The 24,230-nt window shown below is 70.8% G+C and carries 19 protein-coding genes; 8 read left to right on the forward strand and 11 right to left on the reverse strand.

Translation table 11 applies throughout. The features are described from left to right. Positions 1-184, forward strand: a 184-nt coding sequence (locus tag AB0A97_RS06340) for a hypothetical protein (RefSeq protein WP_361145352.1), incomplete at its 5' end; no start/stop codon positions are given. Between the two features lie 215 nt (positions 185-399). Here the strand turns inward: AB0A97_RS06340 and AB0A97_RS06345 are convergent. The 3 genes from AB0A97_RS06345 to thyX form a co-directional block, all read right to left on the reverse strand. Next, positions 400-2,085 (reverse strand): ribonuclease J, encoded by a 1,686-nt coding sequence (locus AB0A97_RS06345; protein WP_361145355.1) that lies wholly within the window; start codon positions 2,083-2,085, stop codon positions 400-402. 113 nt (positions 2,086-2,198) lie between these two features. Beyond that, a complete protein-coding gene (dapA, locus tag AB0A97_RS06350) occupies positions 2,199-3,098 on the reverse strand; it encodes a 4-hydroxy-tetrahydrodipicolinate synthase (protein ID WP_361145357.1) in 900 nt (299 codons plus the stop codon). A 236-nt stretch (positions 3,099-3,334) separates the two neighbouring features. After that, entirely contained in the window at positions 3,335-4,093 is a 759-nt protein-coding gene (gene thyX, locus AB0A97_RS06355) for an FAD-dependent thymidylate synthase (RefSeq protein WP_361145359.1), read from the reverse strand. A 234-nt stretch (positions 4,094-4,327) separates the two neighbouring features. Between thyX and AB0A97_RS06360 the strand changes: the two genes are divergently transcribed. Beyond that, entirely contained in the window at positions 4,328-4,567 is a 240-nt protein-coding gene (locus AB0A97_RS06360; protein WP_030023054.1) for a hypothetical protein, read from the forward strand. Between the two features lie 125 nt (positions 4,568-4,692). Continuing rightward, entirely contained in the window at positions 4,693-5,274 is a 582-nt protein-coding gene (locus AB0A97_RS06365; protein WP_361145362.1) for a hypothetical protein, read from the forward strand. A 114-nt stretch (positions 5,275-5,388) separates the two neighbouring features. Here AB0A97_RS06365 and AB0A97_RS06370 read toward each other — a convergent pair whose 3' ends face one another. From AB0A97_RS06370 to eccD, 6 genes are all read right to left on the reverse strand, one after another. After that, on the reverse strand, positions 5,389-5,841 hold the full coding sequence (locus AB0A97_RS06370) for a tetratricopeptide repeat protein (protein WP_361145365.1): 453 nt from the start codon (positions 5,839-5,841) through the stop codon (positions 5,389-5,391). 12 nt (positions 5,842-5,853) lie between these two features. After that, positions 5,854-6,606, reverse strand: a complete 753-nt coding sequence (gene dapB / locus AB0A97_RS06375; protein ID WP_361145367.1) for a 4-hydroxy-tetrahydrodipicolinate reductase — start codon at positions 6,604-6,606, stop codon at positions 5,854-5,856. A gap of 70 nt (positions 6,607-6,676) precedes the next feature. Then, positions 6,677-8,056 (reverse strand): pitrilysin family protein, encoded by a 1,380-nt coding sequence (locus AB0A97_RS06380; RefSeq protein WP_361145370.1) that lies wholly within the window; start codon positions 8,054-8,056, stop codon positions 6,677-6,679. Then, positions 8,053-10,263 (reverse strand): polyribonucleotide nucleotidyltransferase, encoded by a 2,211-nt coding sequence (locus AB0A97_RS06385; protein WP_361147285.1) that lies wholly within the window; start codon positions 10,261-10,263, stop codon positions 8,053-8,055. The genes AB0A97_RS06380 and AB0A97_RS06385 overlap by 4 nt, the downstream gene beginning before the upstream one ends. A 300-nt stretch (positions 10,264-10,563) precedes the next feature. Continuing rightward, positions 10,564-10,851 carry a 30S ribosomal protein S15 gene (gene rpsO / locus AB0A97_RS06390; RefSeq protein WP_003982664.1) on the reverse strand — a complete coding sequence of 96 codons (288 nt, stop codon included), beginning with the start codon at positions 10,849-10,851 and terminating at the stop codon, positions 10,564-10,566. Between the two features lie 198 nt (positions 10,852-11,049). Further along, on the reverse strand, positions 11,050-12,525 hold the full coding sequence (gene eccD / locus AB0A97_RS06395) for a type VII secretion integral membrane protein EccD (protein WP_361145373.1): 1,476 nt from the start codon (positions 12,523-12,525) through the stop codon (positions 11,050-11,052). Between the two features lie 281 nt (positions 12,526-12,806). Here eccD and eccCa point away from each other — a divergent pair, with 281 nt between their 5' ends. After that, positions 12,807-16,763 carry a type VII secretion protein EccCa gene (gene eccCa / locus AB0A97_RS06400; protein ID WP_361145376.1) on the forward strand — a complete coding sequence of 1,319 codons (3,957 nt, stop codon included), beginning with the start codon at positions 12,807-12,809 and terminating at the stop codon, positions 16,761-16,763. Between the two features lie 129 nt (positions 16,764-16,892). Here eccCa and AB0A97_RS06405 read toward each other — a convergent pair whose 3' ends face one another. Beyond that, on the reverse strand, positions 16,893-17,675 hold the full coding sequence (locus tag AB0A97_RS06405; RefSeq protein WP_361145379.1) for a WXG100 family type VII secretion target: 783 nt from the start codon (positions 17,673-17,675) through the stop codon (positions 16,893-16,895). Next, the gene (locus tag AB0A97_RS06410; protein WP_361145382.1) at positions 17,672-17,980 is read right to left on the reverse strand and encodes a hypothetical protein; all 309 of its coding nucleotides are present in this window, start codon (positions 17,978-17,980) and stop codon (positions 17,672-17,674) included. The genes AB0A97_RS06405 and AB0A97_RS06410 overlap by 4 nt, the downstream gene beginning before the upstream one ends. A 272-nt stretch (positions 17,981-18,252) precedes the next feature. On the opposite strand from AB0A97_RS06410, the gene AB0A97_RS06415 reads away from it, so the two are divergent. The 4 genes from AB0A97_RS06415 (at position 18,253) to AB0A97_RS06430 (ending at position 24,187) form a co-directional block, all read left to right on the forward strand. Beyond that, positions 18,253-18,681, forward strand: a complete 429-nt coding sequence (locus tag AB0A97_RS06415; protein ID WP_361145385.1) for a hypothetical protein — start codon at positions 18,253-18,255, stop codon at positions 18,679-18,681. A 445-nt stretch (positions 18,682-19,126) separates the two neighbouring features. Further along, the gene (locus AB0A97_RS06420; protein WP_361145388.1) at positions 19,127-20,440 is read left to right on the forward strand and encodes a hypothetical protein; all 1,314 of its coding nucleotides are present in this window, start codon (positions 19,127-19,129) and stop codon (positions 20,438-20,440) included. A 145-nt stretch (positions 20,441-20,585) separates the two neighbouring features. Beyond that, positions 20,586-22,781 carry an ATP-binding protein gene (locus AB0A97_RS06425; RefSeq protein WP_361145391.1) on the forward strand — a complete coding sequence of 732 codons (2,196 nt, stop codon included), beginning with the start codon at positions 20,586-20,588 and terminating at the stop codon, positions 22,779-22,781. Beyond that, complete coding sequence (locus tag AB0A97_RS06430) at positions 22,778-24,187, forward strand: SUKH-4 family immunity protein (RefSeq protein ID WP_361145393.1); 1,410 nt, start codon at positions 22,778-22,780, stop codon at positions 24,185-24,187. The genes AB0A97_RS06425 and AB0A97_RS06430 overlap by 4 nt, the downstream gene beginning before the upstream one ends. Positions 24,188-24,230: the final 43 nt, after the last annotated feature.

Below are 24,230 nucleotides of genomic sequence, written 5' to 3' on the forward strand. Positions count from 1 at the left end.
GGTCCTGATTTTCGCCGGTGCGTTTCGGCCTTTCGGCTTCTTCGCGGTTCCAACCTTACCAGATCCGTTCGGCGTTTCCGCTTTCCGTTTCCGGCTCCCTGCTGGAGCGGGGCGACCGTCCGGCTTTCGCTTTTCGGCCTTTCCGACTCTATCAGATCCGATTCCCAGTCCGTTGCCGGTCTGAATTCGCTTCCGATTTCCGTCGGAGGGTTTTGCCTTTCGGCTGTTCCGACGCTATCAGATTTCTCCGGGCCGGAATTCCGTCCCGTCGGGAGGTCGTCCGGACGCGCAGGCGTACCGGGTTCCCCTTCAGGCGGAGCCGTAAACGTACTGGAGCGGGGCGCCCGGATGCAAATCCGGTTGCCCCGCTCCCGTACCTGTGCAGGCGGCCCCTGGGGGTCAGACCTCGACGACCACCGGGAGGATCATCGGGCGCCGGCGGAAGTTGTCGGAGACCCACTTGCCGATGGCCCGGCGGACCAGCTGCTGGAGCTGGTGCGGCTCCGCGACACCGTCCTGGGCGGCCTTGGCGAGGATCTCGTCGATCTTGGGCATCACGGCGGCGAAGTCCGCGTCGTCGATGCCCGAGCCGCGGGCCTGGATGTGCGGCCCGCCGACGATCTTGCCGGTGCTGGAGTCCACGACCAGGAACACCGAGATGATGCCCTCGTCGCCGAGGATGCGGCGGTCCTTGAGGGAGGACTCGGTGACGTCGCCGACCGACAGGCCGTCCACGTACACATATCCCGCCTGAACCTTGCCGACGATCTTGGCGACACCCTTGACCAGGTCGACGACCACGCCGTCCTCGGCGATGACGATCCGGTCCTTGGGGACGCCGGTCAGCGCGCCGAGTTCGGCGTTGGCGCGCAGATGGCGCCATTCGCCGTGCACCGGCATCAGGTTCTTCGGCTTGCAGATGTTGTAGAAGTACAGCAGTTCGCCGGCCGAGGCGTGGCCCGAGACGTGCACCTTGGCGTTGCCCTTGTGGACGACGTTGGCGCCCCAGCGGGTCAGGCCGTTGATGACGCGGTAGACCGCGTTCTCGTTGCCCGGGATCAGCGACGACGCGAGGATCACCGTGTCACCGGGGACGATGCGGATCTGGTGGTCGCGGTTGGCCATCCGGGACAGGGCCGCCATCGGCTCGCCCTGGGAACCCGTGCAGACCAGCACGACCTCGTCGTCCGGCAGGTCGTCGAGGGCCTTGACGTCGACGACCAGCCCGGCCGGGACCTTCAGATAGCCCAGTTCGCGGGCGATGCCCATGTTGCGGACCATCGAGCGGCCCACGAAGGCGACCCGGCGTCCGTACTCGTGTGCCGCGTCCAGGATCTGCTGGATGCGGTGCACATGGCTCGCGAAGCTGGCGACGATGATGCGCTTCTGGGCACCCGCGAAGACCGTGCGCAGCACGTTGGAGATGTCGCGCTCGGGCGGGACGAAGCCCGGGACCTCGGCGTTCGTGGAGTCGGACAGCAGGAGGTCGATGCCCTCCTCGCCCAGCTTGGCGAACTTCGGGAGGTCGGTCAGGCGGCGGTCCAGCGGGAGCTGGTCCATCTTGAAGTCGCCAGTGTGCACGACCATGCCCGCGGGGGTGCGGATGGCGACCGCGAGGGCGTCCGGGATGGAGTGGTTGACCGCGACGAACTCGCAGTCGAAGGGGCCGATGGCCTCCGTGTCGCCTTCCGCGACCTCCAGCGTGTACGGCCGGATGCGGTGCTCCTGGAGCTTCGCCTCGATCAGGGCGAGGGTCAGCTTGGAGCCGATCAGCGGAATGTCCGGCTTTTCGCGCAGGAGGTAGGGGACACCGCCGATGTGGTCCTCGTGGCCGTGCGTGAGCACGATGCCGTCGATGTCGTCGAGGCGGTCCCTGATGGACGAGAAGTCCGGCAGGATCAGATCGATTCCGGGCTGCTCCTCCTCCGGGAAAAGCACTCCGCAGTCGACGATCAGCAGCCGACCGCCGTACTCGAAGACCGTCATGTTGCGGCCGATCTCACCCAGGCCGCCGAGGGGGGTGACGCGCAGGCCGCCCTTGGGGAGCTTCGGCGGCGCGCCGAGCTCAGGATGCGGATGACTCAAAAGACTCTCCTCACCACACACGCCACGTCGCCGTGAGGCACACGTGGCGCGCATGACATTCGTGCACTTGCGGTTTGGCGGTTGTTTTCCATGTTCAGTTGTGAAGTCTGTGGTTACAGCTGTACCCCGCCGGCGGCGAGATCGCGCTTGAGCTGTTCGGTCTCGTCCGCCGACAGTTCCACCAGCGGCAGGCGCAGCGGCCCGGCGGGCAGGCCCTGGAGCCCGAGCGCGGCCTTGGTCGTGATGACGCCCTGGGTGCGGAACATGCCGGTGAAGACGGGCAGCAGCTTCTGGTGGATCTCGGTGGCCTTGGTGACGTCACCGTGCAGGTGGGCGTCGAGCAGGGCGCGCAGCTCGGGCGTGACGACGTGGCCGACGACCGAGACGAAGCCGACGGCGCCGACGGACAGCAGCGGGAGGTTGAGCATGTCGTCGCCGCTGTACCACGCGAGGTTCGAGCGGGCGATGGCCCAGCTGGCGCGGCCGAGGTCGCCCTTGGCGTCCTTGTTGGCGACGATGCGCGGGTGCTCGGCGAGCCGCACCATGGTCTCGGTGTTGATCGGCACACCGCTGCGGCCGGGGATGTCGTAGAGCATGACCGGCAGGTCGGTGGCGTCCGCGATGGCGGTGAAATGCCGGAAGAGACCTTCCTGCGGCGGCTTGCTGTAGTACGGCGTCACGGCGAGCAGACCGTGGGCTCCGGCGTCGCGCGCGGCGCGGGCAAGCTGGAGGCTGTGGTCGGTGTCGTTGGTGCCGGCTCCGGCGACGACGAAGGCCCGGTCTCCGACCGCATCCACCACGGCCCGGACCAGCTGGGCTTTCTCCGCATCGCTGGTGGTCGGTGACTCACCGGTGGTGCCGTTGACGATGAGACCGTCGTTGCCGGAGTCCACCAGGTGCGTGGCGAGCTGCTGCGCACCGTCGAGGTCGAGAGCGCCATCCGCCGTGAACGGCGTGACCATGGCGGTCAGCACCCGCCCGAAGGGGGTCTGCGGTGTGGAAGTCGGAGCCATGGGCACCACGCTACTCGTAGCTCACCTCGGGTCGCGCCCCTGGGGAGCCGGGATGTGGACTCCGGCACTGCTTGCTCGGGGGTTCAAGCAGTGCCGGGTCCGTTTCTTCAGCGTAGATGAACTTCTCAAAATGCCGCAATACGGACACCTGGCACGTCTGTGCGGTCCGGTACGGCCCCGAAGGGCGACGGCCGGTCCGCACACCGGTCCGGCGGGTCGCCCGCGGGGCCGGGGCCTTACGGGGCGATACGGCCGTTGGCGTTGAAGGCGGCGTGGGTGAGCGGCATCAGGCGGGCCCAGTGGGCCTCCATCTGCTCGCCGACCATCTCGATCTCGCGCTGCGGGAAGGACGGCACGGCCGCGAGCTCGTGCTGCGTGCGCAGGCCGAGGAAGTGCATCAGCGAACGGGCGTTGCAGGTCGCGTACATCGAGGAGAACAGGCCGACCGGCAGGACCGAGCGGGCCACCTCGCGGGCGACGCCGGCGGCCAGCATCTCCTGGTACGCCGCGTACGCCTGCCGGTAGGAGTCCTCCATGACCTTGCCGGTGAGCGCGTGCTGCTCGGGGGTGCCCTCGACGAACTCGTACTTGCCGGGGCGGCCCTGCTGGACCAGCTTGCGGGACGCGTCGGGCACGTAGAAGACCGGTTCGAGCTGACGGTAGCGGCCGGACTCCTCGTTGTAGGACCAGCCGACGCGGTGCCGCATGAACTCGCGGAAGACGAAGATCGGCGCGCTGATGAAGAAGGTCATCGAGTTGTGCTCGAAGGGGCTGCCGTGCCGGTCCCGCATCAGGTAGTTGATCAGGCCCTTGGAGCGCTCCGGGTCCTTCTGCAGCTCCTCCAGCGACTGCTCGCCGGCGGTGGAGACACGGGCCGCCCACAGCACGTCACTGTCCGCGGCGCTGTGCTTGACCAGCTCCACCGTCACTTCGCTCCGGAAGCTGGGGGCTGTGCCTTCGGAGCTTTCGACGCTCTCGGCGGGGGTAGGGGACACCGACGGTTCCTTCCGTTCATTCCACGTGGCGCGCCCCAGCCTACGGCCCGCCACCGACAGTCCCGGAAATACGGCAGGATGCCGCGTACCGTACAAAATCGGACTCTGTCTCGCCCGGCTCGTCCTGTGGTTGATATTTTTCACAGAACTTGCAGAAAACGGGCACCAAACGGGCGCGACAGACGTCTAACCCTGTGACAGTGCCCACTTCGAGGTTCCAAGGAGAGCCCGCTCATGTTCCGCCGGCGAGAGCCAGTGCCGTTCGCCTTCGTCGCCGAGGCCGACCGGTTCCGCAGCAATGTCGCGCCCCCGCCCCGAGAACGCGTCAGTCGTGCCCAGCTCGCGGGCCGGTCCCTGATCGGCCTGACGGTCGTCGGCGGTCTCGCCGGCGCCCTGCTGCTCGGCGTCCCGGCGCTCCAGCAGGAGACCGGCGGTGTCGGCACGCACCAGTCCGAGGCGGCGCACGGCCGCTGATCCGGCCGGGCGGTCCGCGCGCTGTCGTCGCGCGTGCCGCCCGGTGCGAAGTGGTTCCGGCACGTAAGTCTCGATAACCTCACCGGTCACAGCCTTCATCTGCGTGCCTGGAGTGAGGATCCGCCGTGCCCCTGACCTTTCTGACGGCCGACCGCGACCTCGACGACCAGGCCGATCAGGCACTCGAAGCGCCGTTGCCCCATGCGGGGCCGGACCGCTGGCGCCGTCCCTACCGTCCGGGCCCCGGACGCGTGGGGGCGGCCGCCGTGCTTCTGCTGCTGTCCTCGTTCGTCCTGCTGTCCGCGGTGATCATCGTGACCGCCGGGACGCTGCCCGCCGCCGCCGTCTGCGCCGGTGTCGCGGTGCTGATCATCGCGCTCGCGTTGCGCTTCCTGCGGGTGGGGGTGTGGGTGAGCGCCCACGGCCTGCGCCAGGTGGAGCTGCTACGGACGACGACGCTGCGCTGGAGCGAGGTCGCCGCCGTCCGTACGGCCCAGCGGCCGGTGCGCTGGCTGGGTCTGCCGCGGACGGTCCAGGGCCAGGCCCTGGTGGTCGAGCGGCAGGGCGGCAGCGCGCTGCGGACGCTCGTGACGGACCACAACGCGGACTTCCTGGCGCGTCCCGAGGCGTTCGAGCTGGCCGCGGACGTCCTGGAGGCGTGGGCGGCGGAGTACGACGGTAGCCGCGCCGAGCCGTCCTGCCGGTAACCGCAGGCCGGGAAGTCCTGCCGGTAGCCGCAGATCGGGGCCGGCTCCTGGTGGGAACCGGCCCCGGTGGGCAACGGTGCCCGTACGGCTCAGGCCGTACGGGCACCGCGTCGTTCAGGCCCGTACGGGCTTGCCCTCGTGCAGGGCGATGGCCCGCTGCATCGCCTTACGGGCCCGCGGGGTGTCCCGGGCGTCGTGGTAGGCGACCGCCAGCCGGAACCAGGCCCGCCAGTCCTCCGGCGCCTGCTCGGTCTCGGCACGTCGCCGGTCGAAGACCTCGTCGGCGGAGTCCCGGTCGATACGACCGCCCGGGGTGCGCTTCAGCTCGTCGACCGGCAGCCCGCCCTCGGCCTCCAGCTCGCGCGCGAGGCGGCTTGCCTTGCGGGCGAACTGGGTGGTGTGCCAGAGGAACCACAGTCCGATGAACGGCAGGATCAGGACGGCGACGCCGAACGCGACGGTCAGCACGGTGCCCTGCTCGATGAGCAGGATGCCCCGGCTGCCGACGAGGACGAAGTAGACGACCAGGACCGCCGCGAGGACGCAGTAGGTGATCTTTGCACGCACGCGCGAACCCCGTCAGTCCAGGTCGAGGAAGTTCTCCAGGCCCATGGTCAGGCCGGGAGTGGTCACCACGCGGCGCACGCCGAGCAGGATGCCCGGCATGAAGCTGCTGTGGTGGAGCGAGTCGTGGCGGATGGTGAGGGTCTCCCCCACCCCGCCGAGCAGCACCTCCTGGTGGGCCAGGAGACCGCGCAGCCGTACGGAGTGGACGGGGATGCCGTCCACGTCCGCGCCGCGGGCGCCGTCCAGCGCGCTGCTGGTGGCGTCCGGCTGCGGCGGGCAGTCCGCGGCGGCACGGGCCTCGGCGATCAGCTTGGCCGTGCGGGCCGCGGTGCCCGAGGGCGCGTCGGCCTTGTTCGGGTGGTGCAGCTCGATGACCTCGGCCGACTCGAAGAACCGGGCCGCCTGCTGCGCGAACCGCATGGTCAGCACCGCGCCGATGGAGAAGTTCGGGGCGATGAGCACGCCGGTGCGGGGCGACGCGTCCAGCCAGGCGCGCAGCCGCGCGAGGCGTTCGTCGGTCCAGCCGGTGGTGCCGACGACCCCGTGGATGCCGTTGCGGACGCAGAACTCCAGGTTCGCCATGACGGCGTCGGGGTGCGTGAGCTCGACCGCGACCTGGGCGCCGGCCCCGGTCAACGTCTCCAGCCCGTCGCCCCGGCCCAGGGCCGCGACCAGTTCCATGTCCTCGGCGGCCTCGACGGCCCGTACGGCCTCGGAGCCGATGCGGCCCTTGGCGCCGATGACCGCCACGCGCAGCTTGCTCATCGTTTCCCGCTCTCTCTTTCCCAGTACCAGTGGGTACGCCTGGTACCTCCGGTACGCCTGATACGAAAGGTCAGGCGACCGCGTCGTGCAGCCGGTCCGCCTGCCGGTCCTTCAGCGGGCCGATGACGGACAGCGACGGGCGCTGTCCCAGTACATCGCGGGCCAGTTCCCGTACCTCGTCCGGGGTGACCGCCGCTATCCGGGCCAGCATGTCGTCGACCGACATCTGGGCGCCCCAGCACAGCTCGCTCTTGCCGATGCGGTTCATCAGCGCGCCGGTGTCCTCCAGGCCGAGCACGGTGGAACCGCGCAGCTGCCCGATCGCGCGGCGGATCTCGTCGTCCGTCAGGCCCTCGTCGGCGACCTGGTCGAGCTGGTCGCGGCAGATCTTCAGGACGTCGTCGACCTGGTTCGGGCGGCAGCCCGCGTACACGCCGAACAGACCGCAGTCGGCGTAGCCGGAGGTGTACGAGTACACGCTGTAGGCCAGGCCGCGCTTCTCCCGTACCTCCTGGAAGAGGCGGGAGCTCATGCCGCCGCCGAGGGCCGTGTTCAGCACGCCCATGGCCCAGCGGCGGTCGTCGGTCCGGGCCAGGCCCGGCACGCCGAGGATCACGTGGGCCTGCTCGGACCTGCGGTTGAGCAGTTCCACGCGGCCCGCCGTACGGATGGTGCGGGAGCCGTCGCGCGGGGCCATCGGCACGGCGTCCGTACGGTCGAGGGCACCGGCCTTCTCGAAGGCGGCGCGGACCATCCGGACGACCTTGGCGTGGTCGACGTTGCCGGCGGCGGCGACGACCAGGCGGGTCGGGTCGTAGTGCTTCTTGTAGAAGCGGCGGATGCGCTCGGGGGTGAGGGCGTTGACCGTGTCGACGGAGCCCAGGACCGGGCGGCCGAGGGGGGTGTCACCGAGCATGGTGTGCGCGAACAGGTCGTGCACACAGTCGCCCGGGTCGTCCTCGGTCATCGCGATCTCTTCGAGGATCACGCCGCGCTCGGCGTCGACGTCGGCGGGCTCGATGAGCGAGCCGGTCAGCATGTCGCAGACCACGTCGATGGCGAGCGGCAGGTCGGTGTCCAGCACCCGCGCGTAGTAGCAGGTGTACTCCTTCGCCGTGAAGGCGTTCATCTCACCGCCGACCTCGTCGATCGCGGCGGAGATGTCGAGCGCGCTGCGCTTCCTGGTGCCCTTGAAGAGCAGGTGCTCCAGGTAGTGGGTGGCGCCGTTCAGCGAGGGGGTCTCGTCACGGGAGCCGACATTGGCCCAGATCCCGAAGGTGACGGAGCGGACGGAGGGCAGGGTCTCGGTGACCACGCGCAGGCCGCCGGGCAGGACCGTCTTGCGGACCGTGCCGGCGCCGTTGGTGCCCTTGAGAAGCGTTTGGGTACGGGCGACGGCCCGCCCCTCCGAAGAGGTGCGGGCCGTCGTCCGTGAGCTACGGGACGTCACTTGGCGGCGTCGTCCTTCGCCTCGTCCTCGCCCTCGATGACCGGAGCCAGCGACAGCTTGCCGCGCTGGTCGATCTCGGCGATCTCCACCTGGACCTTGGCGCCCACGGCGAGCACGTCCTCGACGTTCTCGACGCGCTTGCCGCCGGCCAGCTTGCGGATCTGCGAGATGTGCAGCAGACCGTCCTTGCCCGGCAGCAGGGAGACGAACGCACCGAAGGTGGTGGTCTTGACGACCGTGCCCAGGTAGCGCTCGCCGACCTCCGGCATGGTCGGGTTGGCGATGCCGTTGATCGTGGCGCGGGCGGCCTCGGCGGCCGGGCCGTCGGCGGCACCGATGTAGATGGTGCCGTCGTCCTCGATCGTGATGTCGGCGCCGGTGTCCTCCTGGATCTGGTTGATCATCTTGCCCTTGGGGCCGATGACCTCACCGATCTTGTCCACCGGGATCTTGACGGTGATGATGCGCGGCGCGTTCGGGGACATCTCGTCCGGAACGTCGATCGCCTCGTTCATCACGTCCAGGATGTGCAGGCGGGCGTCGCGGGCCTGCTTGAGGGCCGCGGCCAGCACGGACGCCGGGATGCCGTCCAGCTTGGTGTCGAGCTGCAGGGCGGTGACGAACTGCTTCGTACCGGCGACCTTGAAGTCCATGTCGCCGAACGCGTCCTCCGCACCGAGGATGTCGGTGAGGGCGACGTAGTGCGTCTTGCCGTCGATCTCCTGGGAGATCAGGCCCATGGCGATGCCGGCGACCGGGGCCTTGAGCGGCACACCGGCGTTCAGCAGCGACATCGTCGAGGCGCAGACCGAGCCCATCGAGGTGGAGCCGTTGGAGCCCAGCGCCTCGGAGACCTGGCGGATGGCGTACGGGAACTCCTCGCGCGTCGGCAGCACCGGCACGATGGCGCGCTCGGCGAGCGCGCCGTGGCCGATCTCGCGGCGCTTGGGCGAGCCCACGCGGCCGGTCTCACCGACGGAGTACGGCGGGAAGTTGTAGTTGTGCATGTAGCGCTTGCGGGTCACCGGGGAGAGGGTGTCCAGCTGCTGCTCCATGCGGAGCATGTTCAGGGTGGTGACGCCCAGGATCTGGGTCTCGCCACGCTCGAACAGCGCCGAGCCGTGCACCCGCGGGATCGCCTCGACCTCGGCGGCGAGCGTACGGATGTCCGTCACGCCACGGCCGTCGATGCGGACCTTGTCCTTGATGACGCGCTCACGCACGAGGGACTTGGTCAGCGCGCGGTAGGCGGCGGAGATCTCCTTCTCGCGGCCCTCGAACTGCGGCAGCAGCTTCTCGGCGGCCACGGCCTTGACGCGGTCCAGCTCGGCCTCGCGGTCCTGCTTGCCCGCGATGGTCAGCGCCTGGGCCAGCTCGCCCTTGACGGCGGCGGTCAGCGCCTCCAGGACGTCGTCCTGGAAGTCGAGGAAGACCGGGAAGTCGCCGACCGGCTTCGCGGCCTTGGCGGCCAGGTCCGACTGGGCCTTGCACAGCACCTTGATGAAGGGCTTGGCGGCCTCCAGACCGGCGGCGACGACCTCCTCGGTGGGGGCCTCGGCGCCGTCCTTGACCAGCTGGATGGTCTTCTCGGTGGCCTCGGCCTCGACCATCATGATCGCGACGTCGCCGTCCGGGAGGACACGGCCGGCCACGACCATGTCGAAGACCGCGTTCTCCAGCTCGGTGTGGGTCGGGAAGGCGACCCACTGGCCGTCGATCAGCGCGACCCGGGTGCCGCCGATCGGGCCGGAGAAGGGCAGGCCGGCCAGCTGCGTGGAGCAGGAGGCGGCGTTGATCGCGACCACGTCGTAGAGGTGGTCGGGGTTGAGCGCCATGATCGTCTCGACGATCTGGATCTCGTTGCGCAGGCCCTTCTTGAAGGAGGGGCGCAGCGGCCGGTCGATCAGGCGGCAGGTGAGGATCGCGTCCTCGGAGGGCCGGCCCTCACGGCGGAAGAAGGAGCCGGGGATCTTGCCGGCGGCGTACATGCGCTCTTCGACGTCCACCGTCAGGGGGAAGAAGTCGAGCTGGTCCTTGGGCGTCTTGGACGCGCTGGTGGCCGACAGCACCATGGTGTCGTCGTCCAGGTACGCGACGGCGGAACCGGCGGCCTGCTTGGCCAGGCGGCCCGTCTCGAAGCGGATGGTGCGGGTGCCGAAGGAGCCGTTGTCGATGACGGCTTCGGCGTAGTGGGTCTCGTTCTCCACCAGGGATATCTCCTCGTCTGCGTCCACCGCCCGTGTGGCGGTGGACCTTCGTCGGTGGAGCGCCGGGGTTGCGGGCCGGTCTTCGATCGAAGCACCCGGATACGGGGTCGCGCGGTTCGTCCGCGCGCCTTCCGGGGGCCACTACCGAGGACCGGCGGCTGAAAGGCGCTCCACCTCTTCGCTATGGCGTTATGGGACCAGACTACAAAGCTCCGGTCCACCGGGCAGGGGACCGGACGTCCGGTACGTACGGCAAAGGGAGCGGCCCCCGGGTGTGGGAACCGCTCCCTTCACGTCGTCTTACTTGGCGCCCGCCGCACCGCGGCGGATGCCCAGGCGCTCGACCAGCGCACGGAAGCGCGTGATGTCCTTCTTCGCCAGGTACTGCAGCAGGCGACGGCGCTGGCCGACGAGCAGCAGCAGACCACGGCGGGAGTGGTGGTCGTGCTTGTGGACCTTGAGGTGCTCGGTCAGGTCCGAGATGCGGCGGGACAGCATCGCGACCTGGACCTCGGGGGAGCCGGTGTCACCCTCCTTGGTGGCGAACTCGGCCATGATCTGCTTCTTCGTAGCGGCGTCGAGCGACACGCGGTACTCCTCTTGATGTCCATCGGCCCGCGAGCGCCCCTGGATCGACTTCACAGGGGATCTTGGATGACTCAACAAAGGCCGTCACCCAGAGTACCAGCTGCAAACGGCCCCCCGACCGGGCGGTCGGGGGGCCGTGCGGACGGGTGACCCCCTGTCGTGGGCGGGTCATCCGTACGAGGAGCTTTTCGCGGTCTCCTACGAGGAGCCGGTCAGACCGCGCACGGTGCCGTACACGTCCAGTACCGCCAGGCACAGCGGCACCAGCGACAGCAGGACGACGCCGTCGAAGATGTCGAAGACGCGGCCCCAGAAGGGGGTGACGCCCTTGCGCGGGACGACCAGGCCCACACCGACCAGGATGGCGGCGCCGGCCGCGATGCTGCCGGAGAACCAGACCGTACGGACGTTGAGCGGGCCGGAGTCGCCGAAGCGCACGAGGTCGGCGATGACGTCGACCGGCGGGTGCAGCGCGATGCCCAGGATGAGCAGGACGACCGTCAGGATGCCGGCGATCGTCAGGCAGGCGACCTGCGCGGTGTAGTCGAAGAGCCGGGCCCGCAGCATGATCGTGATGCCGGCGGCCAGCGCCAGCAGCTGTGCCCAGCTGTTGTCGGAGAAACCGAGGACGACGCCGGCGGCGCCGACGACCAGCGCGGAGCAGCCGGCGACCAGGCCGAGCAGGAGTTCGTGGCCGCGCTTGGCCTGGTTGCCGATCTTGACGAAGTCGACGGACTCGGTCGCCGCGCCCGGCTCGCCGTCGTTGTGCGGACCGGCGGCGATCTGGTCGGGCGACTTGTAGCCGATGGGCAGCCGGGCGAAGCGCGAGGACAGGCCGGGCAGCCAGGCGACCACCGCGATGGCGACGACGGCGGTGACCGCGGCGACCTCGCGCGGCTCGGCCTCGGTGAGGATGGCGGCGAAGACCGCGAGGGTTCCGATGGTGGCCAGGAAGGCGGCGGCCACGAAGGGCGCGTCGCCGCGCGGCAGGAGGACCACCAGCAGTACGGACGCGATCAGTACGGTCACGCAGCCGACCAGGAACTGCAGCCGGCCGGGGCCCTCGCCGTCGGCCACCGGCATGATCCCGGAACCGGCGATCAGCAGGTGCGGCAGCGACGCCAGGCCCAGGGCGATGGACGAGGCGTGGTCGTCGTAGACCCGGGCCCGTACGCCGGACAGGGCGACCAGGACGATGCCGGTCACGCCGGCGATGATGCCGGGCAGGCGGTGCATGTCGCGGTCGGCCGGGTTGGAGAACCACAGGGCGAACGCCATCATGACGAGCAGGAGCACGCCGGCGGTGAGGCCGACGATGTTCATCAGGTCGTCGCTCCACCGGTTGCGGTTGCGCTTGACCGCGGAGGCGACGGCGTCCGAGACGTCGTCGAAGACGGGCAGCGGCAGCGACTCGGCGAACGGGCGCAGCAGGAGCAGGTCGCCGTCGAGGATGCGCTGCTGGGCGAGTGACTGGCCGGCGTCCAGGACGGTGCCGTCCCGGCGCACCAGGTGGTATCCGGTGGGGGCGCCCTCCGCCTGGGACTGACCGGAGAGTCGCAGGATCTCCGGATAAATATCGACGAGTGCGACATCCTCCGGCAGTGCCACGTCGATCCGTGCGTCCGGCGCGGCGACTGTGACCCGGCAGAAGCCGGTGCCTGTAGTCGTGCTCACCTGGCGGTTCCCCCTATCCGTTGGGCAGTTTGTCGCGTGCGTGCCTTATATATAGGGGCGCCGCCACCGTGCCTTATATATAGGGACGTCGTTACGGGGCCTTGGGCGCGCTCGCGAGGCGTCAGCGTACCCCCCAATTAGGCCGCCGCCCCACCCGCCCCGGCACTTGACCGTTAACAGTAGGATCAACGCCTGCGTCGGGCCATGGACTTGGTCCGGGGGACCGTCGAACCAACGGGGGCGGTCCGAGACTGCGAGATGCATGAAGGACTGATGCCTCGGTGAGCGTTGTCATCGTCAAGCGCCCGCCCCGCGCGCTTCCACCTGATATCCCCGGTGAGGAGTTGACGCTCGAAGCTCCGCCGGAGCTGCCTCGCGAAGGCGAGGACAACATGCTGATGAACCTCATGCCGATGATGGGCATGGCGGGTTCGGCGGGTTTCCTGTTCATGGGCACCCAGCCGTTCATGAAGATCATGGGCGGCGTGATGGTGGTTTCCACCCTCGCGATGGCTATTGTCCAGATCGTCAAGGCCCGCCAAGGGCCTTCCGGGCAAATGCTCCAGGAGCGCCAGGATTACCTCAAATACCTGGCGCAGAAGCGAAAGGAAGTGCGGCGCACCGCGCGCAAACAGCGTGACGCGCAGCTTTTCCTCCACCCCGATCCGGGGCAATTGTGGGCGGTCGTAGCCGAAGGCAAACGGGTGTGGGAACGCCGCCCGTCCGACCCCGACTTCGCACAAGTACGGATGGGGCTGGGCCCGCAGCAGCTCGCCACTCCCCTGAAGGCGCCGGAGACCGCGCCGGTCGACGAACTGGAACCGCTCACCGCGCACGCGATGAAGGAGTTCCTCGACAAGCACGGGTATCTGGACCAGTTGCCGCTCGCGGTCTCGCTGCGGGCCTTCTACCACCTGACGGTCTCCGGCGACCCGGACACCGTGTACGGGTCGGCGCGCGCCATCCTCGCGCAGCTGTGCACCCTGCACTCGCCGGAGGACCTGGTCGTCGCCGTGGTGGCGGCGCCGGGCGCGCAGGCCGAGTGGGAGTGGACCAAGTGGCTGCCGCACGTGCAGGACAAGACCACCGACGGCGCCGGCACCCGCCGGCTGGTCGTCGGTGACCTGGGGGAGATCGAGGAACTGCTCGCCGAGGAGCTGGAGGGCCGCGGCCGCTTCAACCCGCAGGGCACGCCGGTCACCGACACCCCGCACGTGGTGGTCGTGCTGGACGCCGGCGAGGTGCCGATGGACTCGGTGATCGCCGGGGCCGAGGGCCTGCAGGGCGTGACGATCCTGGAGGTCGTGCCGGGCGACCTGGACGAGATCCGGGGCGGACTGGCCGTGCAGGTGTGGCCGGGCAAGCTGGTGCTGGAGTCGGCGGGCGGCGCGGTCTACAACGGGACCGTGGACACCCTGTCGGTCTCCGAGGCGGAGTCGCTGGCGCGCCTGCTGGCGCCGCTGCGGGCCGGTTCGGGCGCCGACGGCGAGGAGCCGCTGCTGTCCAACCTGGACTTCACGGATCTGATGAACATCGGCGACGCCGGTTCGGTGGACGTCTCGCGCACCTGGCGCCCGCGCACGCTGCACGAGCGGCTGCGCGTGCCGATCGGTGTCGACAAGGACGGCCAGCCCGTCATGCTCGACATCAAGGAAGCGTCCCAGGAGGGCATGGGCCCGCACGGCCTGTGCGTCGGCGCGACCGGTTCCGGCAAGTCCGAGGTGCTGCGCACCCTGGTGCTCGCCCTCGCGGTCACCCACTCCTCGGAGACGCTCAACTTCATCCTCGCGGACTTCAAGGGCGGCGCCACCTTCACCGGCATGTCCGAGATGCCGCACGTCGCCGCGGTCATCACCAACCTGGCCGACGACGTCAGCCTGATCGATCGTATGCGCGACTCGATCACCGGTGAGCTGCAGCGCCGTCAGGAGCTGCTGCGGTCGGCGGGCAACTACGCCAACATCACCGACTACGAGAAGGCCCGCGCCGCCGGCGCCCCGCTGGACCCGCTGCCCTCGCTGGTGATGGTGCTCGACGAGTTCTCCGAGCTGCTGACCGCCAAGCCGGACTTCATCGACATGTTCATCCAGATCGGCCGGATCGGCCGGTCGATGGGTGTGCACATGCTGCTCGCCTCGCAGCGCCTCGAAGAGGGCAAGCTGCGCGGCCTGGACACCTTCCTGTCCTACCGGCTGGGTCTGCGGACGTTCTCCGCCGCCGAGTCCCGTACGGCGATCGGCGTGCCGGACGCGTACCACCTGCCCAACGTGCCGGGTTCCGGCATCCTGAAGTACGACACCGAGACGATGGTGCAGTTCAAGGCCGCGTACGTGTCGGGCCCGTACCGCGGTCCCGGCGCCGGCGGTGGCGGCGGTGGCAGCCGTACGAGCCGGATGCCGGTGCCGTTCACAGCGTCCCCGGTGCTGGCGCCGATCGTCGAGGAGATCATCGCCGAGGAGCCGTCGCTCACCCAGCAGCAGGACGACGCGCTGGCCGACACCGTCCTGGACGTGATCGTGCAGCGGATGCAGGGCCAGGGTCCGCCGGCGCACCAGGTGTGGCTGCCGCCGCTGGACGAGTCGCCCACCGTCAACCAGTTGCTCCCGGCGCTCGCCGTCACGCCCGAGCGGGGCGTGCACGCCCCGGAGTACACGGCGCTCGGCAAGCTGGTCGTGCCGGTCGCGCTCGTGGACAAGCCGTTCGAGCAGCGGCGCGACGTGATGTACCTGGACTTCTCCGCCGGCGCCGGTCACGGCCTGGTCGTCGGTGGTCCGCAGTCCGGCAAGTCGACGCTGATCCGTTCCGCCATGGCGGGCTTCGCGCTCACCCACACCCCGTCCGAGGTGCAGTTCTACTGCCTCGACTTCGGTGGCGGCGGCATGCTGGCCATGGAGGGGCTGCCGCACGTCGGCGGCGTCGCCTCCCGGCTGGACGCGGAGAAGGTCCGCCGTACGGTCGCCGAGGTCGTCGGCATCCTCAACGCGCGCGAGGAGTTCTTCCGCGCGAACTCCATCGACTCCATGGGGACCTACCGCCAGCGGCGCGCCGCCGGCGCGTTCCCGGACCAGAAGTGGGGCGATGTCTTCCTCGTCATCGACGGCTGGGGCACCTTCAAGACCGACTACGAGCAGCTCGACCCGGTCATACTGGACATCGCCAGCCGCGGTCTCGGCTTCGGCATCCACCTGATCCTCGGCGCCTCCCGCTACACCGAGGTGCGGCCCGCCCTGCGCGACCAGCTGCTGAACCGCGTCGAGCTGCGGCTCGGCGACCCGATGGAGTCGGAGTTCGACCGCAAGCGCGCGGAGAACGTGCCGATGGGCCGCCCAGGTCGCGGCCTCTCCCCCGAGAAGCTGGACTACCTGGCGGCGCTGCCCCGTATCGACGGCGTCCAGGAGGCGGAGAGCCTCAGCGACGGCATGGCGCACCTGGTGGCCACCGTCAAGGAGCACTGGCAGGGCGAGCCCGCCCCGAAGGTGCGGATGCTGCCGACGCTGCTCCCGGCGAGCGACCTGCCCAAGGGCAGCGACTACCCGGAGCACGGCATCGCGATCGGTGTCGACGAGACGACGCTGTCGCCGGCGTTCATCGACTTCGAGACCGACCCGCTGCTGGTGATCTACGGCGAGAGCGAGTCCGGCAAGTCCTCGCTGCTGCGTCTGATCGCCAAGCAGATCGCGGAGCGCTACCCGTCGGACAAGGCCCTCATGGTGGTCTCCGACTACCGGCGCGCGCTGCTCGGTGAGATCCCCGAGAGCCACATGTACAAGTACTGTGCGGCGGGGCCGCAGTTGCAGGAGGTCATCACCGGGCTGGCCGGTTCGCTGGGGCGCCGGATGCCGGGCCCGGACGTCACGCCGGAGCAGCTGCGCAACCGCAGCTGGTACGACCTGCCGGACGCGTTCGTGATCGTGGACGACTACGACCTGGTGGCGACCAGCAGCGGCAACCCGCTCCAGCCGCTGCTGGAGTACCTGCCGTTCGCCCGCGACCTGGGTCTGCGCCTGATCCTGGCGCGCAGCTCCTCGGGGGCCGGACGCTCCTCCTTCGAGCCCGTGATGCAGCGGACGAAGGAACTCGGCGCCCAGGGTCTGATCCTGTCGGGCGACCCGGGCGAGGGGCCGCTGATGGGCAACATCAAGGCGACCAGCCTGACACCGGGGCGTGCGCACTTCATCACGCGCAAGCGCGGTGCGCAGTTGGTGCAGACCGGGTGGCTGCCGGCGCACAGCGGCTGACGGGCGGTCCGGCGCCGTCGCGGCGCCGGACGAAAGCGGTGGGGCGCCTCTCCTTCGGGAGGGGCGCCCTGGCGCTTTTCCGGGTGTGAGTGTGCGGGTGGGTGCGGGCGTCGGGGCGGGGCTCCGGCTTCAGCCGAAGGCGCCGTGGCGGCGGACGTCGGGGGACGGGGGGTTGGCGTCCTTGTCGGCCTTGTCGGCCGTGTTCTTGGTGTTGGGTTGTTCCTGGGGGCTGGGCTGTTTCTGGGTACTGGGCCGTCCCTGGAGGCCGGGCCGTTCCTGGGGGCCGGACGGCTTTTCGGCAGACGGCGCCTTGGGGGGCGCCTCGGAGGCGCCGTCCGCGGCCGCGGTCTCTCCCGTACGTACCCCCTTGGCCACGCCCGCGCCGCCCCGTGCGTTCTTCGGTCCGGTCTGCGGCGGTCCGAAGGGGTCGGGCCCCTGAGGCGCGCTGGAGGTCTCCCACTGCGCCGTCAGCGGAGGCCGCTGCCCCCGGCCGCCGCCCTTGCCCCCCTTCCCTCGGAAGGCGCCGCCCAGCGATGTGGCGAGCTGGCCCAGGGCCATGAAGCCGTACGCGGTCTGCGTACCGGACGACTGCGCGCCGTTGTTCTGGGAGGCGTCCGGTGCGGTGTCGTGAGCGCCGGAGCCCACGCCCGCGTGCGCCCCCTTGTCCTGGGAGGCGGCGTTCTCCAGGTCGGCGGCGGCGAGTTCGAAGGCCGGCAGGGTCTCGTCGACGGACCGCTTGAGCTGGTGCCACTCCGCCGCGAACGCCTCACCCGCGGGGCCCTGCCAGTTGGCGGCCGCTGCCTTGCCCACCTGCCGGTCCAGGTCCCGCACCAGGCCGTCCAGGTGCTTTCCCATGTCCCGCCAGCCGGCTGCCGCCTCGTGCAGGGCTTGGGGGTCGCGCTGCTCGGTCACTGGACACCCCGGATCGCCTTGACGAGTTCTTCCTCGGCCGTGTCCGTCGACACGGCGGTCTCCCGGAGGCCGTCGGCGACCTCCGTCAGCCGCTTCCGCAGCTGATCCAGGGCGCGTTCGGCCTGCTCGTACAGCTCCAGGTACGGTCCGGCCGCCTCGCGTGAGCCGAACCCTTCGCACAGCGCCGCGGCGTCACTGCGCCGTCTGAAAGCGGTCAGCTGACGGCCCAGGTCGTCCGCGGATATCTCGAACTCGGTACCGAGCTTGTGCAGCTCCTCGGTACTGATCCGGACCTCGTCTGACATCTTTTCTCCCCGAATTGATTGGCGCGGCGCGAATGACGCGGCTCGAAAGCGGCGACGGCCTGCCGGACAAGTCCTCAGGTCTAGCACACCCGGATAGCGACCGACCGGCACGTCCGGAGCGGCGGGGCGGCAGTACGGGGCGGGAAAAGGGACCAATATCCCGCAATGCCAACAAGCCTCCTTGACGAGTGGTTCCGATCCGTCATTAGACTCATGACGCCGGTGCAGCACACGCGGTTGCTGTACCACCGAGTTCACCGGGGGCAGAAGACATGAACGGCACGAACGGCGCGGGCAATGAGCGGCAGATCCAGGACGCGGATCTGATGGACGTCGCCCAGGATCCCGAACAGGCGCACCGGCTGCGCAAGGCCCTGCAGACGCTGGCCACCAACCCCAAGGTCGGCGGAAAGCTCCAGGAGATGGCTCAGGAGGTGCTTTCCGGGCGGATCGGCATGAAGGACGCCATCCAGTCCGAGGAGTACATGGGCGCCATCGGCGACCGTATGAACGAGATGCGGCGGGCGGCGGAGAACCAGACGCAGGCCGAGCGGGAGGCCTCCCGCGAGCAGTTCGCGAAGTGGCAGAAGGAGCAGGAGGCCAAGGAGGACCAGGAGCGCGCCGAGCGCGACGGACCTTCGGGTGCCATCGTGACGGGGCCGCGGCGGGGCGGCCGGGGCGGGTCGAGCCACCGGGACTGACCCTGCGGGCCCGGCTGTCGGTGGCCGGGCCCTGCACGTTGTCCGGCGTACGGAGTCGGTTCTTTGACGCCTTCGGCGGCTTGACGGCTTCGTCGGCTTGGACGGCTTGGACGGCTTGGACGGCTTCGGCGTCCTGGACGGTTTGGGCTTCTCTGGGTCTTCTGGGTCTTCTGGGTCTTCGGCGCGTTCGGCGTCTTTGGTGCCGTACTCCTCGGGGCCCGGCTCGTCACCATGTTTTCCCGCTTGTCCGCTCTTCCGTCCGGTGTTTGACCGCATGCGCCGATACGTGATCTTCCCTTGTCGACGCATGCCCGCTCTTGTCTGCGCTTGTCTTAGTTGGACTGCGCTTGCCTGAGCTTGCCTGCGCTGGATGGGAACTTGACCGGCATTACTATCGTGCGCGATCGCGTGCCGGAGAAGCGCACGCGGGAGAGAGCGGAGCAAAATGCCACATATTCGAGTGCTCAGTAAGGGCGCGCGGATCACGGCAGGCGCTTTGTGCCTGCTTTTCCTCCTGCACACCCTGTACTGGCTCGGACATGATCTTGTGACGCTCGGGCCCGGCACGCTGTGGGACGTGTGGGCGGGAGGCACGTCCGCCGGTCTCGGCGGTGCCCCGATGGCCGCCTATCCGGTCACGACTCCGTACGAGCTGGGCCTGGCCCTGCTGCAAGGCGCCGCCGCGGTAACCGCGTTCGCCGGGAGGCGGCCGGCCGGCGGGCTGCTCGCGGTGGCGACGGCGCTGACGTTCTCCCTGCGGGTGCAGGCCATCGTCAGCACGGGCAGCCACACCTCGACCGACCGCTGGTTCCTCGGCGCGGGCGACATCGACGACTCCACCCTCATGGCCGTCTTCCTCTCCGCGGGCGCGCTGGTGCCGCCGGCACTCGTCGCCGCCGTCGTCCTGCCGGCGGGTATCCGGGCCTGGCCGCGCCCCGGCCGGGCGCCCGGCCTGCCTCCGGTACGCCCCGGCGGCCCCGCGGGCCCCGTGTCCGCGATCGTGCTGGGCGCGTTCACGCTCCTGTGGGTGATCTGGATCTGCTACGCGCTGGCGGAGTCCCTCGGCAGCGGGCCCGGGGCGTCGCTGGAGATCCTGTTCACCGGCCGCGGCGTGCTGAGGGCCATGCTCGGCATGGCGCCCGGCTGGGCCTGGCTCACTTTCCTGCCGTTGTGCGCGGTCGGCGCGCTCCTGGCCGCCACCCGCCGGGTCTCCGCCCGCGGCTTCGCCCTCGGGACGGCGCTGGTCCTGCTGCCGGTCGCCTTCCTGAGCCTGATCGGCTCGCTCCGTACCGGCACGCTCTTCGAGCTGGGTGACGTCGCGCCGGGCGGCGTGCTGCTGGGCCGGGTGCAGATGCTGGTGGAGCTGGTCGGTTCGGTGGTGGCGCTGGTGCTGATGGGGCGGCCCGGGGTGCCGGTTCAGCCAGGGGCACCGGGACTGCCGGGGGCTCCGGGGCCAGGGACGGCGGGGGTTCCTGGGTTCACGGTTCCTGCTCATGGGTCTGGTCCTGGTCGTGGCCAGGGTGTGCCAGGGCCCTATGCGCCGGGGGCCATGGGCGCGCCCGCGTACGGGCCGGTCGGAGGGCCGGTGCCGGGCGCCCCGGCCCCTGGTGGCCACCAGGGGCCGCCCGCGCGACATCAGGGCCCTCCAGGAGCTCCCGGATATCAGGCGCCTCCTGGCTACCAGGCGCCGGGCGGGTTCCAGACGCCCGGCGGATATCCGCCGCCGCAGGGCGGCTTCGGCCCGCCGCCCGCGGGCTGACCCTGCTGACCTGGGCTTCGGCGGGCAGCAGCGCCGGTGTCAGTGCCGGATCGTAGGATCAGCCAGAAGTCGAGGAGAGCGGACGTCAGAAGGCGGACAGCGGAAGTCAGAAGGCGGAGAGCGGAAAGCGGAGGGCGAAGGATTCATGGGGGACGAGGAATTCATGCACGCCACGGGCGAGGAGCGCGGCGGTACGGGGGGTTATGCGCCGCATCCGTACATCGGCGGCCGTACCGCCGTCCTGCGTGCGCTCGCCGCCTGGCGGATGCAGTGGCCCGGCGCCCCCCGGGTAGTCGTGCTCACCGGCAGCCCCGGCAGCGGGCGTTCGCACCTGGTGGCCGGCTTCCTCATGCTGTGCGACCCGGAGCACCGCAAGCGCCTGCCGCTGGACGACCTGGATCCGACGACCGTACCGCCCGACCTGCCCGCCCCCGCCGTGGCCGCCCCCGAGGGCCGCACCGCCGGACAGGTCCTGTGGACCCTCGCCGACCACTTCGGCCTGGCCGCCACCCGCGGCGCGGACATCGTCCCCGGACTCGCCGCTGCTGCCGGCCCGGTGACGGTCGTCGTGCCGGACGTCGACCGGGCGGGCCCGGTGCGGGCCGCCGACGAGCCCGCGCGCCTCGTACGGGACGTGCTGAAACCGCTCGCGGAGACCGGCACGGTCCAGCTCCTCGCCGACGTGCCGCGGGCGCTCGCCGCCGAGGTGATCGCGGCCCTGCCGTCCGGCCAAGGACAGATCATCGACCTCGACGAGCCGCGCTGGGCCGACCCCGAAGGGCTCGTCCACCAGGTGGAGACGTCGCTCGCCCCGGAGGTCGGCGCCCCCGCCCTGCCGTACACCGAAGACCCCGGGGCGCGCCGGGCGCTCGCCGAGGCCGTCGCGGAGCGCGCCGACGGCAACCGGCTGACCGCGCGGCTCGCCGTACGGTGTGTCCTGATGCGGCCGGAAGGCTTCGACCCGTCCGACGGGTCACACCTGCCGGGCAGTGTGGACGAGGCGCTGGACCTGCACGCGCGGCGGCTGGGCGCCGACCCGCGAACGTTGCGGCTGATACTGGCGCCGCTGGCACTCGCCGAAGGGGCCGGGCTGCCGCTCAGGCTGTGGGGGCCGCTGGCGTCCGCCGTCGCCGGGCGCGACCTGACCGAGGAGATCGCGGACGGGATGCTGCTGGCGGGGCCGTTCGTCGAAGCGGCCGGGGGCCCCGGGGATGCCGACGGTGCCGGCCGTAAGCTGCTGCGCCTCGTGCATCCCGGCGTCGCGGACGCGGTTCGCGCCGGACTGGCCGACGCGCGCGACGCGCAGACTCGCATCGCCATGGCGCTCCTGGAGGCGGTGCCGGAGCAGGACTGGTCCCGCGCCGACCCGTACGTCCGCGACCACCTCGCCGCGCACACGCTGGCCGCCGGTCTGCTGCCGCAACTGCTCACCGACCCGGGCCTGTTCGCGCATGCCGACCCGGTCGCGCTGCGTACGGCGGTCGAAGCCGTGCCGTACGAGACCCTGGGCGCTCCCGCCCGTACGTACCTGCGGACGGCGCCGCTGCTCACCCGGTCCCAGGCGTCCGTCGTCATGCGTGCGGCGCTCCTGGAGACGGCCTTCGTCGAGGACGGCCTCGGCCCGTACGCGGACGCGGTGCACGCGCTCGGACTCGGCCTGCCGTGGCGCACGCTGTGGAGCGTGCCGCTGCCCGGGGTCACCGGCGTGACGGTCGGCAGCCTGCCGCGGACTCCCGCCGCCGGGGGCGTGGCCGGTCCGGACCCGGCCGGTACGGACCCGATCGGTACGGCCCCGCCCAGTACGCATACGGCCGGTACGGACCCGGTCGTCGCCGCGCTGCCGGTCGCCGTCTTCGTCGTTCCCGAAGGCACCCCGGGCTCCCGTACGGTCTTCGCCGGAACCGGTGCCGAGTCCAAGATCGGCTCTGCGACCGGGACCGGAGAGACGGATGGCTCCGCCGTGCTCGTCCACCAACTGCTGGGCCCGGGGCTCGTGGACGCCGACCCGGCACAGGTCCTGCACCCCTCGGAGGACGTACGGGCAGCGGCGCCGCTCACGCTGAGCCAGGGCGCGGACTACGTCCGGGTGTGGGACCGGCAGCGTACGGAGGTGGTGGCCGCCCTCGTCAGCGATGTCCCCTTCACGGACGCCGACCTTTCACCCGAGGGCGTCCTGGTCGTCGCCACGGAGCGCGGCGTCAAGGCGTTGCAGATCCCGCTGCCCGCGCCCCCGCCCGCCTCCGCACCCGTCTCCGTGTCCCTCTCCGCCCCCGTACCCGCCCCTGCTCCCCCTGCCGACACCCCCGCCGGTCCGCACGGCCGCGAAGGAGACCGCACGTGATCACCCAGGCGCAGGCCCAGGCCACCGCCGACCGCTGGCTCAATCCCGAGGGGCACCAGGGCCCGCGGCGCCAGGTCGGTATGGAGGAGTTCGAGCTCGGCTGGGTGGTGTGGGCGGTTCCGCCGCCGCCCGAGGTCGATCCGGCGACCGGCCTGCGGCGGCCGCCGGCGGAGGTGGGCAACGCCTGTGGCGTCGTCGACCGGGCCGGCGGTGAGCTGACCGTCTGGCCTTCCGTACCGGTCGAGGAGGTCGTCCGGATGTACCGCCAGAAGCACGGCGCGGACAGCGGTACGGGCAGCGGCGCGCACGGTGATGCGGGCAGCGTCACGGGCAGTGGCACGGGCAGCGATGTGGGCAGCGGGACCTCCGCGGCGACGCCCGCCGGACCGCCGGTCACCGGCCCCGGCAACACCGCCGTCGCCACGTACGACGACCCGTCCAGCGGCGCCGAGACGAACCTGGTGCGCGTGTCGCGCCCCGGCCTGCCGCCCGCCGAGTACCAGCTCTTCGACGAACTGCGGCGCATCGGCGTCCGCGGCGAGGACGTACGCGCGGTCCACACCGACCTGCGTCCCGCGCTGTTCCCCGGCGGCTACACCGGGAACTTCGTCTTCCGCGCCTTCCCCAACGCCCGTTTCTCCTGCACCGCGGGGTACGGCGCGACGCCCGAGGAGCGCGCCGAGGGCGTCGCCGGACTGCTGCGGCACGTCGAGATGACGCACCAGCTCTCGGGGCAGCAGCCGCCGCCGCGACCGCACCGGCTGCCGGTCCCGTCGCCCGACAGCGTGCCGCGGGCCGAACCGGTACGGGACGTGGCGCTCGGCAAGCAGCTCGCCGAGGTCTTCGGCCCGCAGGGGGTGTTCCGCCCGGACGCCGACGACATCGCGGGCACCGCGCTGCCCGAGGCCGCCAAGAAGACGCTGACCTGGGCCGGGCTGCCCGTGGAGGTGCCGTACTTCTTCACCGCCGACCAGGCGGGCCGGGCGCCGGCCGGCGGCCTGTTCACGGACGCGGCGACGCAGCTGCGCTCGATCGGCACGGAGGCCTCCGAGGCGACGCTCGGCCATCTGGCGGGCCATGTCCGCATCGGTACGGACGGCGCCTACCTGGTCACCGTCCAGTGCACGGCGCCGGAGGAGAGCCGGACGCTGATCGGCGCGGTGTGGGCGGTCCAGCCGTCTTCGGGCGGCGGCCGGTTCGTCAACGCCTCCCTCGCGGCGTTCCTGCGCTCCCTGGCCCTGCTGACGACCACTCGGCAGCGGATGCGGGGCATGGACCCGCGCGCGGCAGGGGCGGCGGTCGCCGCCTTCCAGGAACAACTGGTCGCGATCGACGCGTGGTCCCTGGACAGTGACAAGAACTGGTGGTCCCTGGTCGTCGAGCAGATGTGGCACGGGCTGTTCTGACGACCTGAGCCCTGCCGGGCGCCGGGCGCGCGGACCCGCCGGG

The organism is Streptomyces sp. NPDC045470 (assembly GCF_040646595.1).
GTDB lineage: Bacteria > Actinomycetota > Actinomycetes > Streptomycetales > Streptomycetaceae > Streptomyces.

What these genes read in the sequence shown, in the direction of transcription:
- AB0A97_RS06410 (WP_361145382.1), bottom strand. Translation starts at nt 17,980, where the DNA reads ATGTCAGACGAGGTCCGGATCAGTACCGAGGAGCTGCACAAGCTCGGT.
- dapA (WP_361145357.1), bottom strand. Translation starts at nt 3,098, where the DNA reads ATGGCTCCGACTTCCACACCGCAGACCCCCTTCGGGCGGGTGCTGACC.
- AB0A97_RS06420 (WP_361145388.1), top strand. Translation starts at nt 19,127, where the DNA reads ATGCCACATATTCGAGTGCTCAGTAAGGGCGCGCGGATCACGGCAGGC.
- AB0A97_RS06415 (WP_361145385.1), top strand. Translation starts at nt 18,253, where the DNA reads ATGAACGGCACGAACGGCGCGGGCAATGAGCGGCAGATCCAGGACGCG.
- dapB (WP_361145367.1), bottom strand. Translation starts at nt 6,606, where the DNA reads ATGAGCAAGCTGCGCGTGGCGGTCATCGGCGCCAAGGGCCGCATCGGC.
- AB0A97_RS06425 (WP_361145391.1), top strand. Translation starts at nt 20,586, where the DNA reads ATGGGGGACGAGGAATTCATGCACGCCACGGGCGAGGAGCGCGGCGGT.
- AB0A97_RS06360 (WP_030023054.1), top strand. Translation starts at nt 4,328, where the DNA reads ATGTTCCGCCGGCGAGAGCCAGTGCCGTTCGCCTTCGTCGCCGAGGCC.